This is a genomic window from Candidatus Dormiibacterota bacterium (genome assembly GCA_035532035.1).
Lineage (GTDB): Bacteria > Vulcanimicrobiota > Vulcanimicrobiia > Vulcanimicrobiales > Vulcanimicrobiaceae > Tyrphobacter.
The window spans coordinates 71,715-89,441 of the sequence record DATKRS010000004.1 but is presented as its reverse complement, the minus strand read 5'-3'; the positions used below and the strand labels follow the sequence as shown (position 1 = coordinate 89,441).

Below are 17,727 nucleotides of genomic sequence, written 5' to 3'. Positions count from 1 at the left end.
AGAGTCTTCTCTACGATGGCCACGCTCCTTCTCCGCCACGCCACGCTTCTTGCGACTTTCGACGACCGGGACCGCGTCTTCGAAGACGGCGGGCTCTTCGCCCGCGACGGCGTCATCGAGCGCGTCGGCTCGAGCGCGTCGCTTCCCGACGGCGCCGACGAGGTGATCGACGCGCACGGTCTGGTCGTTCTTCCCGGGCTCGTCTGCACGCATCACCACTTCTATCAAACTCTGACGCGCAACGTTCCGGCGGCGCAGAACGAGGAGCTCTTCGCCTGGCTGCGAGCGCTCTATCCGATCTGGGCGCGACTCGACGCCGATGCGATTCGCACGAGCACGGCGGTCGCCATCGCCGAGCTGCTGCTCTCCGGTTGCACGACCGCTGCCGATCACTGTTACCTGTGGCCCAACGGCGCGCGCATCGACGACGAAATCGAGATCGCGCGATCGATGGGCTTTCGCCTTCACGCATCGCGGGGTTCGATGTCGATCGGCCGTTCCCGCGGCGGCTTGCCGCCGGACGACCTCGTCGAGCCCGAAGACGACATTCTCGCCGACTGCGAACGGGCCGCGGGCGCGTTCCACGACGCCGCGCGCTTTTCCATGACGCGCGTCGTCGTCGCGCCCTGCTCTCCGTTCTCGGTCTCGCCCGGGCTCATGCGGGAGAGCGCCGTCCTTGCGCGCAGGCACGGGCTCACGTTACACACGCATCTGTGCGAAACGCTCGACGAGGAGCGGTACTGCCTGGAGACCTTCGGCAAGCGCCCTGCAGAGTTCGCCGAATCGCTCGGATGGAGCGGCGAAGACGTGTGGTTTGCGCACGCGGTGCATCTGCGGCGCGAAGAGATCGAGCGGCTCGGAGCGAGCCGTACCGGCGTCGCGCACTGCGCCACGTCGAACATGCGCCTCGGGTCCGGAATCGCTCCGCTGCGTCATCAAATGGAAGCCGGTATGCGCGTCGGCCTCGGCGTCGACGGCTCCGCGTCGAATGACGGCAGCCACATGCTCGACGAGGCACGCCACGCGTTGCTCTTACAACGCGCAGCACGCGGGACGATTCCCGATCGAGGCCCGATGCTGACGGCCCGCGAAGCACTTCGGCTCGCCACGCGCGGAGGCGCCGCGGTGCTCGGGCGCGACGACATCGGTGCGCTCGCACCGAACATGGCTGCCGACTTCACCGGTATCCGCGTCGACGGGCTCGAGACCGCAGGCGGCGCCGTCCACGACCCGCTCGCAGCGCTCCTCTTCTGCCGCATCCCAGGTGCCGAACTCACCGTCGTCGCGGGAAGAATCAAGGTTCGCGACGGTGCGCTCGTCGGCATCGACGTGGCGGCGCTCGTCGCGAAGCACAACGCCGTCGCGCGCCGCCTCATCCCACCGTGACGCGTTGCGCCTGGATTGCGCGAAGCACGCGTTCCGGGGTCATCGGCAGATCGCTCACCCACGCACCGGTCGCGTCGTGTACCGCAATCGCGACTGCCGCTGCGAACGGAACGAGCGCCATCTCGGCCATTCCGCGTGCGCCGTACGGTCCGTTCGGATCCGGGTTCTCGACGATGACCGGATGGATTTCGGGCATGTCGAGCGCCGTCGGCAAAAGGTACGTCGAAAAGTACGGCGTGAGGATCTTGCCGTCTTTACAGATGAAGTTCTCGGTGAGGGCGAAGCCGACGGCTTGCGCGATGCAGCCTTCTATCTGTCCTTCGACCTGCTGCTTGTTGATCGCGCGCCCGACGTCGTGGACGCTGATCGCGCGAACGACCCGCACGAGGCCGGTACGAACGTCGACCTCAACCTCGACCGCCTGCGCGACGTAACCGTAGCAGTAGTTGGGGGTACCGTCGCCGGTCTCGAGATCGAGCGCCGTCGTTCGCGGAGCGCGGTACTGCACGGTCGCCTCCGGCGTTTCGCCGGATAACCAGCGGCGCCGCGCTTCGTCGCAAGCGTCCTTTACCGCGCGCCCGCCCATGAACGTCATCCGCGACGCGGATGCCGACCCTGCGTTGGGCGCTTCGTCCGAGGCGTCGGTGATCATCTGCACGCGCTCGAGATCGAGGTCGAGCGCTTCCGCAGCGATCTGGCGCAACACGAGATGCGCGCCCTGGCCGACGTCGGCCGTTCCGATACGCACGCGCGCGCCCCGAATTGCCACCGACGCGACGTCGAGCTCGACGGTCGCGGTGGCCTGTTCGGGAAATCCGAACGAGTATCCGACGTTCTTGATGCCGCAGGCGACCCCAATGCCGCGGCGCAAGGGCGAGAGGCTGCCGTTGCGCAGCGGCACGGGCAAGAGCGCGTGCGACTCCTCCACGCAGCGTGCGAAGACCTCACGTACGCTGACGCCTGATGGCAGCGGCCGTCCCGTCGACTCGACGTCTCCCTCGCGGTACAGATTCTTCCTCCGAACGTCGTCGGGATCGAGTCCGAGCGCGTGCGCGAGGCGCGTAACCATCGATTCCGCAGCAAAATGCGCCTGCGGGGAGCCGAATCCACGGAACGCCCCGCTCGGCACGTTGTTCGTGTAGCACACGATGCCGTCGGTTGCCACGTTAGCGATCGCGTACGGACCCACGGCGAAGATCGTCGCGCACTTCAGCACCTCGGCGGAGGTCGACGCGTACGCGCCGCCGTCCGCAACCAGGCGCGTACGCGCGGCGACGATCGTGCCGTCGCGCATAGCAGCCCACGTGCTCGTGACGCGGAACGGATGACGCTTGTGGTGACCGATGATGGACTCTTCCCGGCTCCAGCGCATGGCGACGGGCGTCTCGAGCAGCCACGCCGCAAGTGCGACGAGCGGCGGCAGCGAGAGATCCTCTCGACCGCCGAACGCACCACCGATCTTTGCGTACCGCACGACCACCCGCTCCTCCGGCATGCGCAGCATCGCGGCGATCTGCCGGCGGTCCTCATGTAACCACTGTCCCGCCGTCTCCAAGACGAGGCGACCGTCAGCGTCCCAGTACGCGATGCCGGCGTCCGGTTGGAGGTACGCGTGCTCTTGCCAGCCGGTCGAAAACTCCGCGTCGAGCACGACGTCCGCGCTGCGAAATGCCGCATCGACATCGCCTTTGCGAACCTTCTGATGCAGGAGAACGTTTGAACGATCTTCGTGCACCCGCGGTGCGCCCGGTCGCATCGCCTCGAGCGCGTCGGCGACCACGGGGAGATCCTCGTACTCGATCGTCACCGCGCCGGCCGCCGCGGCAGCGATCTCCGGCGTATCCGCCACGACGAGCGCAACGCGATCGCCGGCAAAGCGCACCCGATCCTCGCACAGCAGCGGCTGATCGGCTTCGATCAAGCCGAAGCGGTTGTACGGAACGTCTTTTGCGGTTAGAATTGCACGCACGCCCGCCACGCGCTGCGCCGCGGCGGAGTCGATCCCGACGATGCGCGCGCTCGCACGGTGCGCGAAGATCGCTTTCGCGTGCAGCATCCCCGGTGCGAAGAGATCGGCCGGATACTGCGCCGCGCCCGTGACCTTGTCGAGCGCGTCGGGCCGCGGTGCGGAGGCGCCGATCTTGCTCACGCGGGAACCTCGTGCGGTCGCGCCCGCGCGTGCGCTGCCTCTTCCATCGCATCGAGGATCTTTCGATAGCCGGTGCACCGGCACAGATTGCCGCTGATCGCCACCCTGCATTCGTCGCGCGTCGGCTCCTGCCGCTCGTCGAGCAGCTTCGCTCCGGCCATCAGCATCCCCGGGATGCAGAAGCCGCACTGCACCGCACCACGCGCGACGTACGCCTCCTGCAGCGCGTGCAACTCATCGCCTTCGGCGAGCCCCTCGATGGTCACGATCTCTGCGCCGTGCGCCTGCGCGGCGGGCACGAGACACGCCATCACCGCTCGACCGTCGAGCCAGACCGTGCACGCGCCGCACTCGCCTTCCGCGCACCCCTCCTTCACGCCGGTGCAGCCCACGTCGCGCAACGCGTCGAGCAACGTCGTTCGCATCGCGGTAGGAAGCTCGCGACGCTCGCCGTTGACGCGGGCGACGACGCTACCGCCGTCGATCCCGCTCGGCGAACGTGCAGCTGCGCCCGTCTCGAGCAGGACCGGTACGTCCGAAACGTTCTCCGCCTCGCGCCCGGCTGCCAGGGATTCGAGCGCCTGCGCAACGAGCGCAGCGACCGCGTCATGCCGGTATGCCGCCGACGAACGCACGTCGTCGATCGGCGCGATCTCGCGCGCAGCCCGTTCACAGACGCGCGCGATGCTCTCTGCGTCGAGCGTCGCTCCGCGTAACGCGGATTCCGCATCCGCCGCGCGCACGACCGTCGGCGCGACACAGCCGAGAACGATGCGTGCGTCGGCGACGCGCGCACCGTCGAAGAGCAGGACGACCGCAACGTCGATCACGGAGATGGCCTGGGCCCGGCGCAGACCGAGTTTCAGGAACGTGCCTCTGCGCGTCGCGTCAAGCGCGCGAAAGCGTATCTCGCGCACGATCTCGCCCGGACGAAGCGCCGTTTGCCGGAAGCCGGGATAGAAATCGGCGAGCGGGATCGTGCGCTCGCCATCCATGCTTGCCACGACGAGCCGTGCGTCGAGCGCGAGGAGCGGGGCGATCGTGTCGTTCGCCGGCGATGCGGTGACGAGATTCCCGGCAATGGTCGCCCGCGTTCGGATCTGCGGCGCGCCGACCTCGGCGCACGCCTGAACGAGCGGCACCGCATGGCGCCGCAGGTCGGCCGACGCAAGAACGTCGTTGTGCGTGGCGAGAGCACCGAGAACGATCGTATCGCCATCGCGGCGCACGTACTTCAGCTCCGATTCGAGCGACGTGAGATCGATCAGCTCGCGCGCGGGGTGTACGCCGCGCTGCTGCTCGACGACGAGATCGGTGCCGCCCGCGACGAGACGCGTCCCATCTGCAGCGTCATGCCATGCGCGCAATGCCGAGGCGAGGCTTTTAGGCCGATGAACTGACGACCACACGGTGAGAACGAACCTTTTAGCTTTCCGGCGAGGCGACCTGCGCGCAGGCCTCTTCTTCCATCGCGCCGTATCCGCCGCCGCCGGGCGTTTGCACGACGATCGTATCGCCGGGCTCGAGCGACACGCTGGTCTTCGCTGGAAGCCGAGTCGTCTTTCCCGCGCGTACGATCGCATGCTCGCCGCACGATCCGGGCGCGCCGCCGTGCGCCCCCGGGGGCGCGACCGTATGACGATCCGCAAGCAGCGACGCCCGTGCCGAACCGTCGAGAAGCTCGATCGACCGGATCAAACCGTCGCCACCCCGCCGGCGCCCCGCGCCGCCCGTTCCGTACGCCAGCTCGTAGCGCGTGACGCGCAGCGGAAACTCGCGCTCGATCGCTTCGATCGGCGTGTTGAGCGTATTGGTCATATGGCACTGCACGCCGGAGAGACCGTCGCTCGTCGGACGCGCTCCCATGCCGCAGCCGTTCGTCTCGTAGAACGCCCAGCTTCGCCCGTCGCTGCGCGCGCCGCCGAGCAGGACGTTGCTCATCGTTCCGCCACTGCATGCGGGGACGCGCTCGGGTGCGGCCTGCGCGAGTGCTTGCAGCACGACCTCGGCATTGCGCGTGCTCGTCTCCACGTTGCCGCCAGCGACGGGTGCGGGGCGGCGCGGGTTGAGCAGCGTGCCTTCCGGCACGCGCACGCGCACCGGACGAAAGCATCCCTCGTTCATCATAATACTCGCGTCCGTGACGGCGCGCAGCGCATAGTGCACGCCCGAGAGCGTCACCCCGAACACCGCGTTCAACGGAAAGCCGACCTGCGGGCACGTACCCGCGTAATCGAACCGCGCTTCACCGTCGCGCAGCTCCAAACGCAACGCGATGCGTAGGGTCGGCCTCCCGTCGAGATCTTCCAAAACGTCCGAGGCTTCGAAGACGCCGTCGCCCAGCTCGCGCAGAGCCGAACGCATTCGCCGCTCGGAGTCGGTAAGGCTTCGCGCAAACGCGTCGAGCACGACCTCGTCGCCGTAACGCTCGAAGAGCTCGAGCATGCGCCGTTCGCCCGTGTAGCTGCCCGCGATCTGCGCGAGCAGGTCGCCGCTGCGCGCCTCGGGAGTGCGCGAGTTGCTGCGAAAGAGCGCGATCGCCTCGGCGATCGGCTCGTCTGCCTCGACCAATCGCATCGGCGGGACGACGAGCCCCTCTGCGAACAGATCTCCAGCCTCCGGCGACATCGAGCCTGGTGCCGCACCACCGACGTCGGTGTGGTGCGCCTTGCTCGCTGCGAACCCGACGAGCGATGCGCCGCGAAAGACCGGCCGTACGACCGTCACGTCGTTCAGGTGCGTCCCCGTGACGTACGGATCGTTCGCGACCCACATCTCTCCAGGGCGCATGGCCGCGCCGCGCTCGCTCACCACGCGCACGATCCGGCGCAATCCCCACGGCAGCGACCCGAGGTGGACGGGGATGTGCTCCGCCTGCGCGATGAGGTTCGCATCGGGGTCGAAGAGCGCGCACGAGTGGTCCAGCCGCTCCTTGATGTTCGGCGAGTATGCGCTGTTGCGTACGGCGACGCCCATCTCTTCGCTCGCGTAGAGCAGCGCGTTCTTGATGACCTCGCGTACGATCGGATCGCTCATCGCGCTTGCGCTCGCCCCAGGGAGAGCAACCCGTCAGCCATGACCTGCGCATGCCATCCCGGCGCGACGAATGTCGTGCAGTCGTACTGTTCCACGATCGCGGGTCCGTCGAACGCCGCCCCGGCATTCAACCCAGAGCGCTCGTGGACCGCAACCTCCGCGAACCCACCGCGCAGCCACGTGCGCCGCCTGCCCGCGACGCGCGGTGCCGGCGCGCCGGGCGTGGTGCGCGCGCGCGGCGCGACGCGCTCGGCGTAGACCGTCGCGCGGGCGTTCACCAGTTCGACGCACTCCGCTTCGACGGCGTAGCCGTAGCGAGCGCGGTGCAGCGTGTGAAACCGCTGCGCGATCGCCGTCGTCGAGCGGTCGTGCTCGACGTGCAGCTCGAAGCTCTGCCCGCGATATCGCGCGTCGTACGTACGGCGAACGCGCATCCTTTCGTCGCGAGCGCCTTGCGCGCGCAACGCATCCCGTCCGCAGCGTTCGAGGTCGGCGAAGATCCGCTCCAGCTCCGCATGCTCGACCTCGGCGGTGGATCGGAGCACGGGCTGGAGATGGGTCTCAGAGAGATCCGCCGCCAGTAGGCCCTGCGCCGAGAAGAGCCCGGGATGGCGCGGCACGAGCACGCGAGCGACGCCCAGCTCGTCGGCGAGCGCGCACGCGTGAAGTGGCCCGTTGCCGCCGAACGCAATCATCGTGAACTCCCTCGGATCGAGGCCGCGCTCGACCGTCACGATGCGCAGAACCTTTGCCATCTGCGCGTCGACGATCGTCACGATGCCGGCTGCCGCTTCTTCGACCCCGAGCCCGAGCGGCTCGGCGAGCGCGGCAATCGCCTGCCGCGAGCGCCGTCCATCGATCGGAAAGGCTCCGCCCAGCAGATGGGTCTGATGCAGACGTCCGAGCACGACGTTGGCGTCGGTAACGGTTGCCCGATCGGAGTGTCCGTAACACGCCGGTCCCGGATCGGCTCCCGCGGAGCGCGGACCCACGCACAGCGAGCCCGCGTCGTCGATCCATGCGATCGTACCGCCTCCCGCGCTCACCTCCGAGAGATCGACGAACGGGTACCGAACGGGATATCCGCTGCCTTTGACCGCGCGCCCGCTGTGGGTCGCGCCCGCTGCTTCGTACTCCGTTGCGATCTCCGGCCGCCCGTCGAGGATGCTTCCCGCTTTGGCCGTCGTACCGCCCATGTCGAACGAGAGCGCGCGAGCGATTTCGAGCGAGCGCGCGACCTGCGCCGCGGCGATGACGCCGCTCGCTGGACCGCTCTCGATGAGGGACGCGGGACGCAGCGCGGCGACACGATCCTCGCAGAGACCGCCGTCGCTGCGCATGACGTACAGCGGCGCGGTGATGCCGAGCGCACGAATGTCGCGGGCGAGCGCGCTGAGATACGTACTGACGATCGGCGCCAGCGCCGCGCTCACGACGGTCGTCGAGAGGCGCTCGTACTCTCGATACTGCGGATCGACGTCGCTCGAGCAGAGGACGAACGGCAGATCCGCGATCTCCCGCAACCGTCGCTGCACGCGCCGCTCGTGGGCGGGATTGGCGTACGCGTTGAGCAGGCAGATGGCGACGCTGCGTATCCCGCGCGCGGCAATCGCCGTGACGGCTCGCTCCAGTGACGGCTCGTCGAGCGGCTCGACGACCTCGCCGTACGCGTCGATGCGCTCGCGAACGGTGAACCGGTCCTCGCGAGCGACGAGCGGCTTCGGCCGCTCGACGAAGAGATCGTACACGCGGGAGCGATTCTGCCGGCCGATCTCGACGAGATCGCGAAAACCCTCGGTTGCGATCAGCGCGACGCGTGGCAGTTCAAGGCCGATTTGGCCGAGCAGCGCGTTCGTCGCGATCGTGGTTGCGTGCGCGATCCAGGTCACCGTCGCGCCGATCGCGGTTCGCTCCAACGCCTCGCGGACCGCCCGCTCGGGCTCCCGCGGCGTCGTCGGCACTTTCAGCGCAGAGAATACGTCGTGCTCGTCATCGACGAGCACGACGTCGGTGAACGTTCCGCCGACGTCAACTCCTATGCGCAAGAAGCCTAGGGTTCACGCGCGAGCGGGTGGACTCCGCCCGCCGACGGCAAGCGGAGTCCGGTTCCTACCGGTTAAGGCTCCTAGTAGTTTACCCTGAGATCGTAGTTGCAGGTGTCGAAGTTTCGCTTTTCGACCGTATGATGGTCCATGAAAACGACTTTGATGTCTTGCGCGCAGCCGCTTTCCACCGTGAACGTGATGTGGTTGCTCGGCTCGAGAACTTGATCGGATCCGAGCCAATCGTCGCCCCACTGGTTGCTGTCGACCGGCGAGATGTAGATGTACTCGATGGCCTGATCCGCGTTGTTGTAGATCGTCAGCGGATGAGCGGCAAGCGCGATCATCGGCGCGGTCGCAAGGAAGAGCGCTGCGGCCGTAAGCGCTGTGAGAAGGCTCTTCATTTCCTAGGTCCGGGTCCTTTCTTTTTTCCGATATGAGGCAAGTATGCGGTACCTAGAATCACCAACGATACGAACGGGCGCATCGTTAGCATTCCGATTTAGTGCGGGCTAAAGCCTGAGCCCTTACTGTGCCGAGGCGGTAGCAGCATTTGGCTTCGCCGCCGCTGGGGGAGTGCCTGTTGGATGGCCGTAAAGCCCGCGCGCCGCGTGACCGGCGCCGGCACGACGCGAACGGTGACGCTATCGAGCTCGCGTCCCGACCTGGCTTCGATAGTCCAACGTCCAAGGCGCAGCGGCCAGAACGCGTGCCCCTGTGCGTCGACGCCAAGCGCGCTTCCCGAAACGCTCCACCGCACCGTCGTGCTTCCGGCAGCCTGGAGTTCCAATCGCTGCATCGAGCGGCTACGGGAATCGGCAGGGCGGTTCAGCGCAAAGACGTCGTCGTCGGCCGGAAAGACGATCCGCACGCCGTCGTAGCGCGCCGCCGGGCGGCGCCACGCCGCAGCCTGGGCGGGGCGGATCCACTCCGTGACGACGGCGGCGCAGGCCGCGGTCGGGCGCCTCCCCGTCGTCGCGCAGATCGGAACGCGCACGAATCCCGCAGGCGCCGCAAAAGCCGGCGGTTCGTTGCGGCGCTCGTAGAGATGCAGCATGATATGGTTCCACAGCGGCGCCGCCCCCGTCACGCCGGAGACGCCTTGCATCGCCGACCCGTCGAAGTTACCCGCCCAGACGCCGACCGTGTAGTCCCGCGTGAACCCGACCGTCCACGTATCGCGATAATCCGACGACGTGCCCGTCTTCACCGCAGCCGGAAACGGCAGCCGCAGAATCGAGTCCACGCCGAAGGAGAGCGCTCGCGCGTGCGCATCCGCGAGCATGCGCGTAACGAGTGCCCACGTCGCTGCGTCGCCGATCTGCACGGGCCGGGGCACCGGTGCGTCGAGCGTCGTGCGCAAAGGAATCGCCGCACCGCCGCGCGCCATCGTCGCGTACGCGCGAACGAGCTCCTCGAGCGTCACCTCGCCAGACCCGAGCGTCAGCCCGAGCCCGTAGTACGATGCCGGCTTCTCCAAGTGCGAGAAGCCGAGCCGATGCAAGCGCTCGAGCAGCGCTCCGACGCCGACGCGCGAGAGCACGCGCACCGCGGGAACGTTCAGCGAGTTCGCGAGCGCGTATCTGACGCGCACTGGGCCGGCAAAGCGCGTAGAATAATCGGCCGGCTGATAGAGCTCGCCCCCCGGTATCGCGTACGTCGCCGGGGCATCCTGTAGAATCGTCGTCGAGGCGATCGCGCCGCGCTCGAGTGCCAGCTCGTACGTGAACGGCTTGAGCGACGAGCCGGGTTGTCGCAGCGCTGTGACGCCGTCGTTGCGCCCGAGCAGCGCGTCGGAGAAATAGTCGGGGGAGCCGACGTAGGCGAGAACGTCGCCCGTTGCGTTGTCGACGACGAGCGCCGCGGCGTCGGTCACGTGCCGGCTACCGAGCGACGCGGTGACGGCGAGGACCTGCGCTTGCACGTATCGCTGAAGCGAAGCGTCCAGCGTCGTGCGCACGAGCGTCTTCTGCGGGGGCACGTGCGGATACAGCGCAAAAAGAAAATGCTGCGCCGCGCGCGGACCGCCCGCCGGCGGCAAGATCTCGAGGCGTTCGCCCGCAGCCGCAGCCGCTTGTGCGCGCGATATCGTGCCGTCTTCCTCCATGCGGTCGAGTACGTATCGCTGACGGGCCCGCAATCCGCGCCAGTTTGCGTACGGCGAAAGCCGCGACGGATCGTTGGGGATCGCCGCGAGGAGCGCAGCTTGCGCGAGGTCGAGGTCCCCCGCCGAGATGCCGAAATACGAACGCGAGGCCGCCTCGACGCCGTACACGTCGCCTCCCATCGGTACGCGATTGACGTAGGCTTCTAAGATCGCGTTCGGCGGCGAGCGCAGCACGATGCGTTCCGCGTCCGCGATCTGCACGATCTTTCCGCGCACGCCGCCGGGAACGTGCCAGATCGAACGTGCGAGCTGCATCGCGATGGTCGATCCCCCGCTGCGCGCCTCGCCGTCGATCGCGTACTCGTAGGTTGCGCGCAGCAGCGCTCCCGCATCGACCGCGCCGTGGTAGTAGAAGCGCGCGTCTTCTGCGGCGAGGATGGCGCGCAGAAAGAGCGGCGAGACGCGATCGAGCGCTACCCACGCGCTGTTGCGCGCATCCGATGCCGCAATCGATCCGAGCGGCAATCCCGTACGATCCGTAAAGTGGACCGTACCGCGCCCGTGAGGGAGCGCGCGGACGTCGAATCCCAATCCGGCTCGAGCGAGAAACCACAGCAGCGAGAAAGCTGCCAGCGACACGAGAGCCACGGAGGGACGGCCCATCTCCAGGCGTATTCACGCAGAAGGGAGCGCTTTCTTGTTGGGCGCTGCCTCGCGGAAAGGAGATCTTCGTGCGACGTCTCTTGGGCTGTGCGGGGATGCTCGTTCTCGTCTCCGCCGTCGCATGCCAGGGCGGGGGAAACAGCGCCGCGCTCGCTCCGGTCCAGGCCGTGCCCGTTCCGTCGCTTCCCGCGTGGATCGCCTCGATATCTCCGACGAGCCGCGCCACGACGCTTTCACAGATTCGCGTGATCTTCGCGCGCCCGGTCACGACCGTGGGCGCTCTCGAGGGAAGCGGCCCCGCCGACGTGCTCTCGCACCTGCGCGTCGCGCCCGCGTTACGCGGAAGCTTCGTCGTTTTGACCCCGCGCATGATCGGTTTCGTCCCAGAGCAGGCGCTGCCCGTCGGCACGCGCGTGCGCGTCACGCTCGTTGCCGGGCTGCGTGATCTGAGCGGCGACATACTGCGGAACGACCTCGCCTGGACGTTCGAAACCGCGCCGCTGCGCGTACGCGATCTCCCGTCGCTCGCCGCCGACGTGGACGGGGCGACGCCGCCGCCTTCGAGCCTTCACCCGACGCTGCGCGTCACCGCGAACGCGCGCGTCGACGCCGTCTCGCTCTCCGCGCGCGCGACGCTCGTCGGCGGCGGTCAAACCGTCGGGCTCGACGCGACGCTCGAAGTGCAGCCGACGCCGCTGCCCGGAACCGGCGCGCAAGAAGCCTTCGATCCGGCGCTCGACGTCTGGACCTACGATTTGGTACCGCGCGGCACGCTGCGCGAGGGTACGACGTATCGGCTCACGATCGCCGCGGGCGTAACGCCGACGTACGGCAATGTGCCGACCGCAAAGGCGTACGCCGGCGCGATCCGCACGTACTCCGCGCTCGGCGTCGTCGCCACGCCGTCGCCGCAGCCGGGAACCTTCGGCCAGCGATTCTCCGGCGGCGATCCGCAGATCGCGTTCGACAATCCGCTCGATCCCAAGAGCCTCGCAGGCAACGTCACCATCTCTCCGGCGCCGCAACCGGCGCAGAGTCCCGCGTCGATTAGCAGCGACACGCCGAACGTCATCTCCATCGATCCTTATCTGCTCGCGCCGCGCACCACGTATACGATCACGGTCGGAGCCGGGCTCGCGGACGTCTTCGGTCAACGGCTCGGCGCGCCGCAGAGCGTCACGATCCATACGGGTGACTTCACGCCGGGCATTTGGGCGCCGAGCGGCACGAGCGTCTTCCCGAGCGTCGACGATCTTGCGCTCACCGTCTTTGCGACGAACCTTCCAGGCAACGCGTATCGCGAAGCGATGCTGCGCATCTCCCCAGCGATGCTCGTCAACGGCGACGACCCATCCTCGCTCCTTCCCGACGCGTCGCATTGGGGAGAGCACGCGATCCCCGGCGCCAGGCCCAACGTGCAGAGCGTCGTGCGGATTCCCTTACGCGCCGCGCTCGGGCGCGATAGCGGCGTCCTCGCCTACGGCGTGAGCGCCACGCTCGCCCGCGGATTCACGCCGACGCAGACGGGCCTGGTCTCGCTCACCAATCTCGGCGTCTTCGCGCAGACCTTTCCGTCGCGCGCGATCGTGCGCGTGCAGCGGCTCTCGGACGGCTCGCCCGTCGGCGGTGCGCAGATCGCTATCTACCGCACGGGGCGAAGCGCGTCCACGACGCCGTGCGCGCGCGGGGCAACGGGCGCCGACGGCACGTTCGACCTGAGCGGCGACCCGCTCCAAGCGTGTTACGCCGGAGGCCAGGAGTACGCGGACGAGGCGCCGCCGATCATGGCGGTCGCGAGCCTCGGCGGCGATTGGGCGTACGCGCGGATCAACGCTTGGAGCGGAACGCAGAACATGCCGGGGGACACGACGTGGACGAGCGGCGCGCCGCTCTCGCGCGGAGTTCTCTTCACGGATCGGCAAATGTACCAACCCGGCGAGAGCGCGCGCATCACCGGCGTCGCGTACGCAGTGCGCAACGGTTCGCTCGACGCCGACCGGAATACCGCCTACGTCGTGACCCTGAGCGACCCGAGCGGCAACGCGCGCTCGCTCGGAACGGTGCACACGGATGCCTTCGGCGTCTTTTCGCTGCCGCTGCACTTCGAAGCGAATCAACCGCTCGGATATTACGGCATCGTCGCCAAGGGACCGGATGGAAACGAGCTCGATGGTGGGCTGCGCGTCGCGGAGTTCAAGCCACCGAACTTCTCGCTCGACGTCACCGTCGACCATCCGACCGCGCTCGCGGGCTCGCACGTCGCCGTAACGGCTCGGGGAAGCTACCTCTTCGGCGCTCCGCTCGCGAATGCGGCGGCGAAGATCGACGTCACGCGCGATGCAGCGGCGCTCGCTCCTCCGGGATGGGACGACTTCTCCTTCGGCCGCCAATGGTTCTGGCCTGATCAGGAGCCCGAGTTCGATACGGACGTTCTGCAAACGACGGGCACGTTCGATCGCAACGGCAGCCTCTCGGCAAGCGTTCCCGTCGCGAACGACCTGCCGCTTCCGATGACGTACAGCGTCGACGTCCAGGCCACGGACGTGTCGAACCTCTCCGTCGACACGACGCAAACATTCACCGCCTTGGCGAGCGACGGCACCATCGGCCTCAAGACCGATCTCGTGGGCAGGGCGGGATCGCCGCTACGCGTGCAGCTCGTCGTCACGAACCTCGCCGGAGCGCCGATTGCGGGCCGAAGCGTGCACGTCGAGCTGCAGTCGATGAGCTATACGTCGGCAACGCAACTGGTAGCCGGCGGTGAGACCGCGCAAAACGGCGTGGAGTACGCGACCGTGGACTCGGCCGACGCGACCTCCGGCAGCGCGCCGGTCTCCGTGCAACTCCACCCGCGCGATCCCGGACCCTATCGCATCCTCGCCAACTTTACCGGCGGCGCTGCGGGAAGCGAGACCGACCTCCAAGCCTTCGTGGCCGGCGCCGGGAGCGTCGACTGGGGAGGCCAAGACACGTCGGTCGCCGACGTCAAACTCGACAAGAAGATCTATCGGATCGGCGACGTCGCGACCGCGCTCGTCGCATCACCGTTCGCGCAGAGCGACGTCTACTTTGCCGTCGTGCGTCAAGACGTGCTCTTCAGCCGGCTCGTCCACGTCACGGGCAACGGCCCGACCATCTCGTTCCGCGTCACGCCGGCGATGCTGCCGAACGCAGCCGTCGAGGCGATCGTCGTGCGACGCGGCGCTTCGATTCGAAGCGTGCGTGCGGGAACGCTCGACAGTCTCGCGCGCGTCGGCTTCGCCGCGCTGCACGTCGACCTCGCCGATCGCTATCTCAAGATTGCCGTCTCGCCGCAACAGGCGCGCGTCGAACCCGGCGGCCGCCAACGCATCGCGTTGCACGTTCGCGACGCCGCGGGGCGACCGGCGGCCGGCGAGGCCATCGTCATGGTCGTCGACGAAGCGATCTTGCAGCTCACGGGCTATCGCCCGCCGGACCTCGTGCAAACGATCTTCGCCGATCAGCCGATCGCGACGCGTTACGCCGACAACCGTCAGAACGTGCAGCTCCAACCACTGCGCCCCACGGTCGAGAAGGGCTGGGGATACGGTGGCGGCTTTCTCGCCGGCGCCGGATCGACGCGGGTGCGCGAATACTTCAATCCGCTCGCGTACTACGCGATCGTGCCCATCGATCGCAACGGGAACGCGACGATCAGCTTCACGCTGCCCGACGAGTTGACGACGTGGCGCACGATGGCCGTCGCAATTGCAAATGACGATCGCCATTTCGGCAATGCGGACGCAACCTTCGTCGCGACGAAGACGCTGCTGACCGATCCGCTCCTGCCGCAGTTCGCGCGGCCGGGTGACACGATCGACGCCGGCCTTTCGGCGCTCGACGTCGCCGGCGGCGGAACGCTCCATCTCCACGGCACGGTCACCGGCGCCCTCACCTTCACGAGCGGTTCGCCGCGCAGCCTTGATGAGACGACGACTCTCGGCGCGGGGATTCAGGCGATACGCTTTCCCATGCTCGTCGGCGCGCCGGAGCCGACGACGATGCTCTTCTCCTCGAGGCTCGGCTCGGCGACGGACGCGTTTCGCGTCCCCTTCACCGTTCGCGATCGCGCCGTAACCGAGTCGGTGGTCGACGCGGGGGCGACGACGTCACGCGTCTCGGTCCCCGTCGATCTCTCGAGCGGCGGTACGCTCGCGATCGCGCTCGCCAACTCCGTCGTACCGCAGTTCGCCCTACCGGCGTCCGCCGCGATGGCGGCCGATCCGCAGCCGTTCCTCGACGACGCGGCGAGCCGCCTCGCGATCGCGGCAGCGACGCACGCGCTCGAAGCGCGGTATCACCTGCACCCCGCATTCGATCCGATCGCTGCGGAGCGCGACGCGCGAAGCGCGATTCTCTCGCTGCAGCAGAGCGACGGTGGATTCGCGCCATTCAAAGGGACGGCGAGCGATCCGTTCGAGTCAGCGTACGCCGTCGAAGCACTCGCGTTTGCCTCCGACCGGGGCGTCGCGGTCGATCCGCACGCTTTGGAGAACGCCAAAGCCTATCTCGCGCGAGCCCTGGCGAATCCGTCTCGCTACGCCTGGTGCCGCGACGCGCAATGCCGCGCGCGGATGCGCTTAGCGGTGCTGCTCGCGCTGAACGCGCTCGGCGACCGGCGAAACGATTTTCTCTCCGACATCCTCGCACAGAACGCGAACTTCGACGCTGCGACGCAAGCCCGCCTCGCGCGCTACCTGCTTTCGGTCCCGGGATATCGCGCGACGGGGCTCGCCCTCGCCGGCACGCTCGAGCAGAGCGTCTACCGCACGGGACGGACCGCAACGCTCTCGACGCACGATGCCTGGGGGTGGCTCGGCACGCAGGTGGAGGGACAGGCGGCGATGCTGCAACTGCTCGTTGCTCGCGCTGCAACCGCCGATGAGATCGACGGTGCGCTCACTGCGCTCGTCTCGCAGCAGTGCCGTTGCGGATGGGGCAGCCTCGTCGGGACGGCATCGGCCGTCGAAGCGCTCGCCGACTACGCCACCCACGAGCGCCTCGTCCCGTTCACCGCAACCGTCACCGCCGATGGAAAGACGCTCGCGCAGGCACGATTCGGATCGACGGCCGGAGTGCAAACGGTACGCGTTCCCGCCTCGTCCGTGCGCGCGGGCGCTCTCGCGTTTTCGTCGAGCGGAGGAACGCTGCACTACGCGCTTCTCTATACCTATCCGGTCCGTGACGACGCGCCGGGCGTACTCGCCGGCATACGCGTCATCCGCGAGGTGCGGCCGATCGGAGGCGGCGATCTGCTCGCGTCGATGGATCTGGCACCGATTTCGGCACCGGAGTCGTTCGAGGCGGGGACGGTCGTCGACGTCGGCGTTCGCGTCATCGTCGATCACCCGGTCGACAGGCTCCTGATCGATGACCCGCTACCCGCGGGGTTCGAAGCTATCGACGCCTCGGTGCAGACGTCGAGCACGTTTACGACAGCGGCGCCCGACAGCTGGCAGCTCGAGAACCAACAAATCTACGCCGACCGCATAACGGCGTATGCCGAACATCTCGAGCCGGGCATCTACGAAATGCACTACCTCGCACGTGCAGTAACGCCCGGCAGCTATCGCTGGCCGGGCGCTCGTGCGTTCTTACGCGATCAGCCCGAAGAGTTCGGGCGTAGCGCATTCGCTATCGTGAACGTTCGCTAGGAGCCTGTCGGGCTATGGCCGTTTTCGGATTTCAGCCGAATTTTGTTCGAAGACGAGGCGCGATGAGGGATCGAAGCCGTAGCTTCGTGACCGAAGAGCAACGAAGTATTCGGGCAAAAGACGGCTGGAAGAAAGACGGCTGGAAGACGGAAATGTGCCGTAACCCGACAGGCTCCTAGAAGCTCTACCTATACGAGGAAGAGCGGGTCGCGAAGCAGTCGCGGCAGTAGACTGGTTTGTCGCTGCGCGGCTGGAACGGGACCTGCGCGACGCCGCCGCATTGGCTGCACGTCGCCGTGAACATCTCACGTGGTGCGCGTCCACCGCCGCCGCCACCGCCGCCGCCGCCGCCGCTGCGGCCACCACCCGACGCTTTACGCGCCGCGCGGCAGTCGGGGCAACGGTTGGGCTTGTTTTGAAAGCCTTTGGATGCGAAAAACTCTTGCTCGCCGGACGTGAACGCGAAATCGCGTCCGCAATCCACGCAGCGAAGGTACTCATCTTGATACATTATGAACGAGGGACTCCTATTGACTGTGTATTGACTTTTTTGCTCGGAATCGACTCGTTCAGCACTCGAGAGTATAGGACCGAGACTCGATACCTTGGCCGGGCCATTCTAGCATGGTAGACCTTCCGGTGCAAGCTGACCGGGGCCACCCCCTAAAC

9 protein-coding genes are annotated in these 17,727 nt (G+C 67.6%); 2 read left to right on the top strand and 7 right to left on the bottom strand.

Annotation, left to right across the window (positions count from 1 at the left end; all coding sequences use genetic code 11):
- Positions 1-15: 15 nt before the first annotated feature.
- A complete protein-coding gene (locus VMV82_01010) occupies positions 16-1,386 on the top strand; it encodes an 8-oxoguanine deaminase (protein HUY40136.1) in 1,371 nt (456 codons plus the stop codon).
- Here VMV82_01010 and VMV82_01005 read toward each other — a convergent pair.
- The 6 genes from VMV82_01005 to pbpC all read right to left on the bottom strand — a co-directional run bounded on the left by VMV82_01005 (position 1,373) and on the right by pbpC (position 11,368).
- Positions 1,373-3,535, bottom strand: a complete 2,163-nt coding sequence (locus tag VMV82_01005) for a xanthine dehydrogenase family protein molybdopterin-binding subunit (GenBank protein HUY40135.1) — start codon at positions 3,533-3,535, stop codon at positions 1,373-1,375. The two genes, VMV82_01010 and VMV82_01005, sit on opposite strands and share 14 nt — an antisense overlap.
- Positions 3,532-4,944: an FAD binding domain-containing protein gene (locus tag VMV82_01000; protein HUY40134.1), complete on the bottom strand. Its 1,413-nt coding sequence runs from the start codon at positions 4,942-4,944 to the stop codon at positions 3,532-3,534. Before VMV82_01000 ends, VMV82_01005 begins: the two co-directional genes overlap by 4 nt.
- 16 nt (positions 4,945-4,960) lie before the next feature.
- Complete coding sequence (locus VMV82_00995; protein HUY40133.1) at positions 4,961-6,571, bottom strand: hydantoinase B/oxoprolinase family protein; 1,611 nt, start codon at positions 6,569-6,571, stop codon at positions 4,961-4,963.
- On the bottom strand, positions 6,568-8,616 hold the full coding sequence (locus tag VMV82_00990; protein HUY40132.1) for a hydantoinase/oxoprolinase family protein: 2,049 nt from the start codon (positions 8,614-8,616) through the stop codon (positions 6,568-6,570). The genes VMV82_00995 and VMV82_00990 overlap by 4 nt, the downstream gene beginning before the upstream one ends.
- A gap of 80 nt (positions 8,617-8,696) precedes the next feature.
- Positions 8,697-9,017 (bottom strand): hypothetical protein, encoded by a 321-nt coding sequence (locus tag VMV82_00985; GenBank protein ID HUY40131.1) that lies wholly within the window; start codon positions 9,015-9,017, stop codon positions 8,697-8,699.
- Positions 9,018-9,115: 98 nt separating this feature from the next.
- On the bottom strand, positions 9,116-11,368 hold the full coding sequence (pbpC, locus tag VMV82_00980; protein HUY40130.1) for a penicillin-binding protein 1C: 2,253 nt from the start codon (positions 11,366-11,368) through the stop codon (positions 9,116-9,118).
- An 83-nt stretch (positions 11,369-11,451) separates the two neighbouring features.
- On the opposite strand from pbpC, the gene VMV82_00975 reads away from it, so the two are divergent.
- Positions 11,452-17,058, top strand: a complete 5,607-nt coding sequence (locus VMV82_00975; GenBank protein ID HUY40129.1) for an Ig-like domain-containing protein — start codon at positions 11,452-11,454, stop codon at positions 17,056-17,058.
- A gap of 184 nt (positions 17,059-17,242) precedes the next feature.
- Here VMV82_00975 and VMV82_00970 read toward each other — a convergent pair whose 3' ends face one another.
- On the bottom strand, positions 17,243-17,569 hold the full coding sequence (locus VMV82_00970) for a zinc-ribbon domain containing protein (GenBank protein ID HUY40128.1): 327 nt from the start codon (positions 17,567-17,569) through the stop codon (positions 17,243-17,245).
- Between the last annotated feature and the right edge of the window lie 158 nt (positions 17,570-17,727).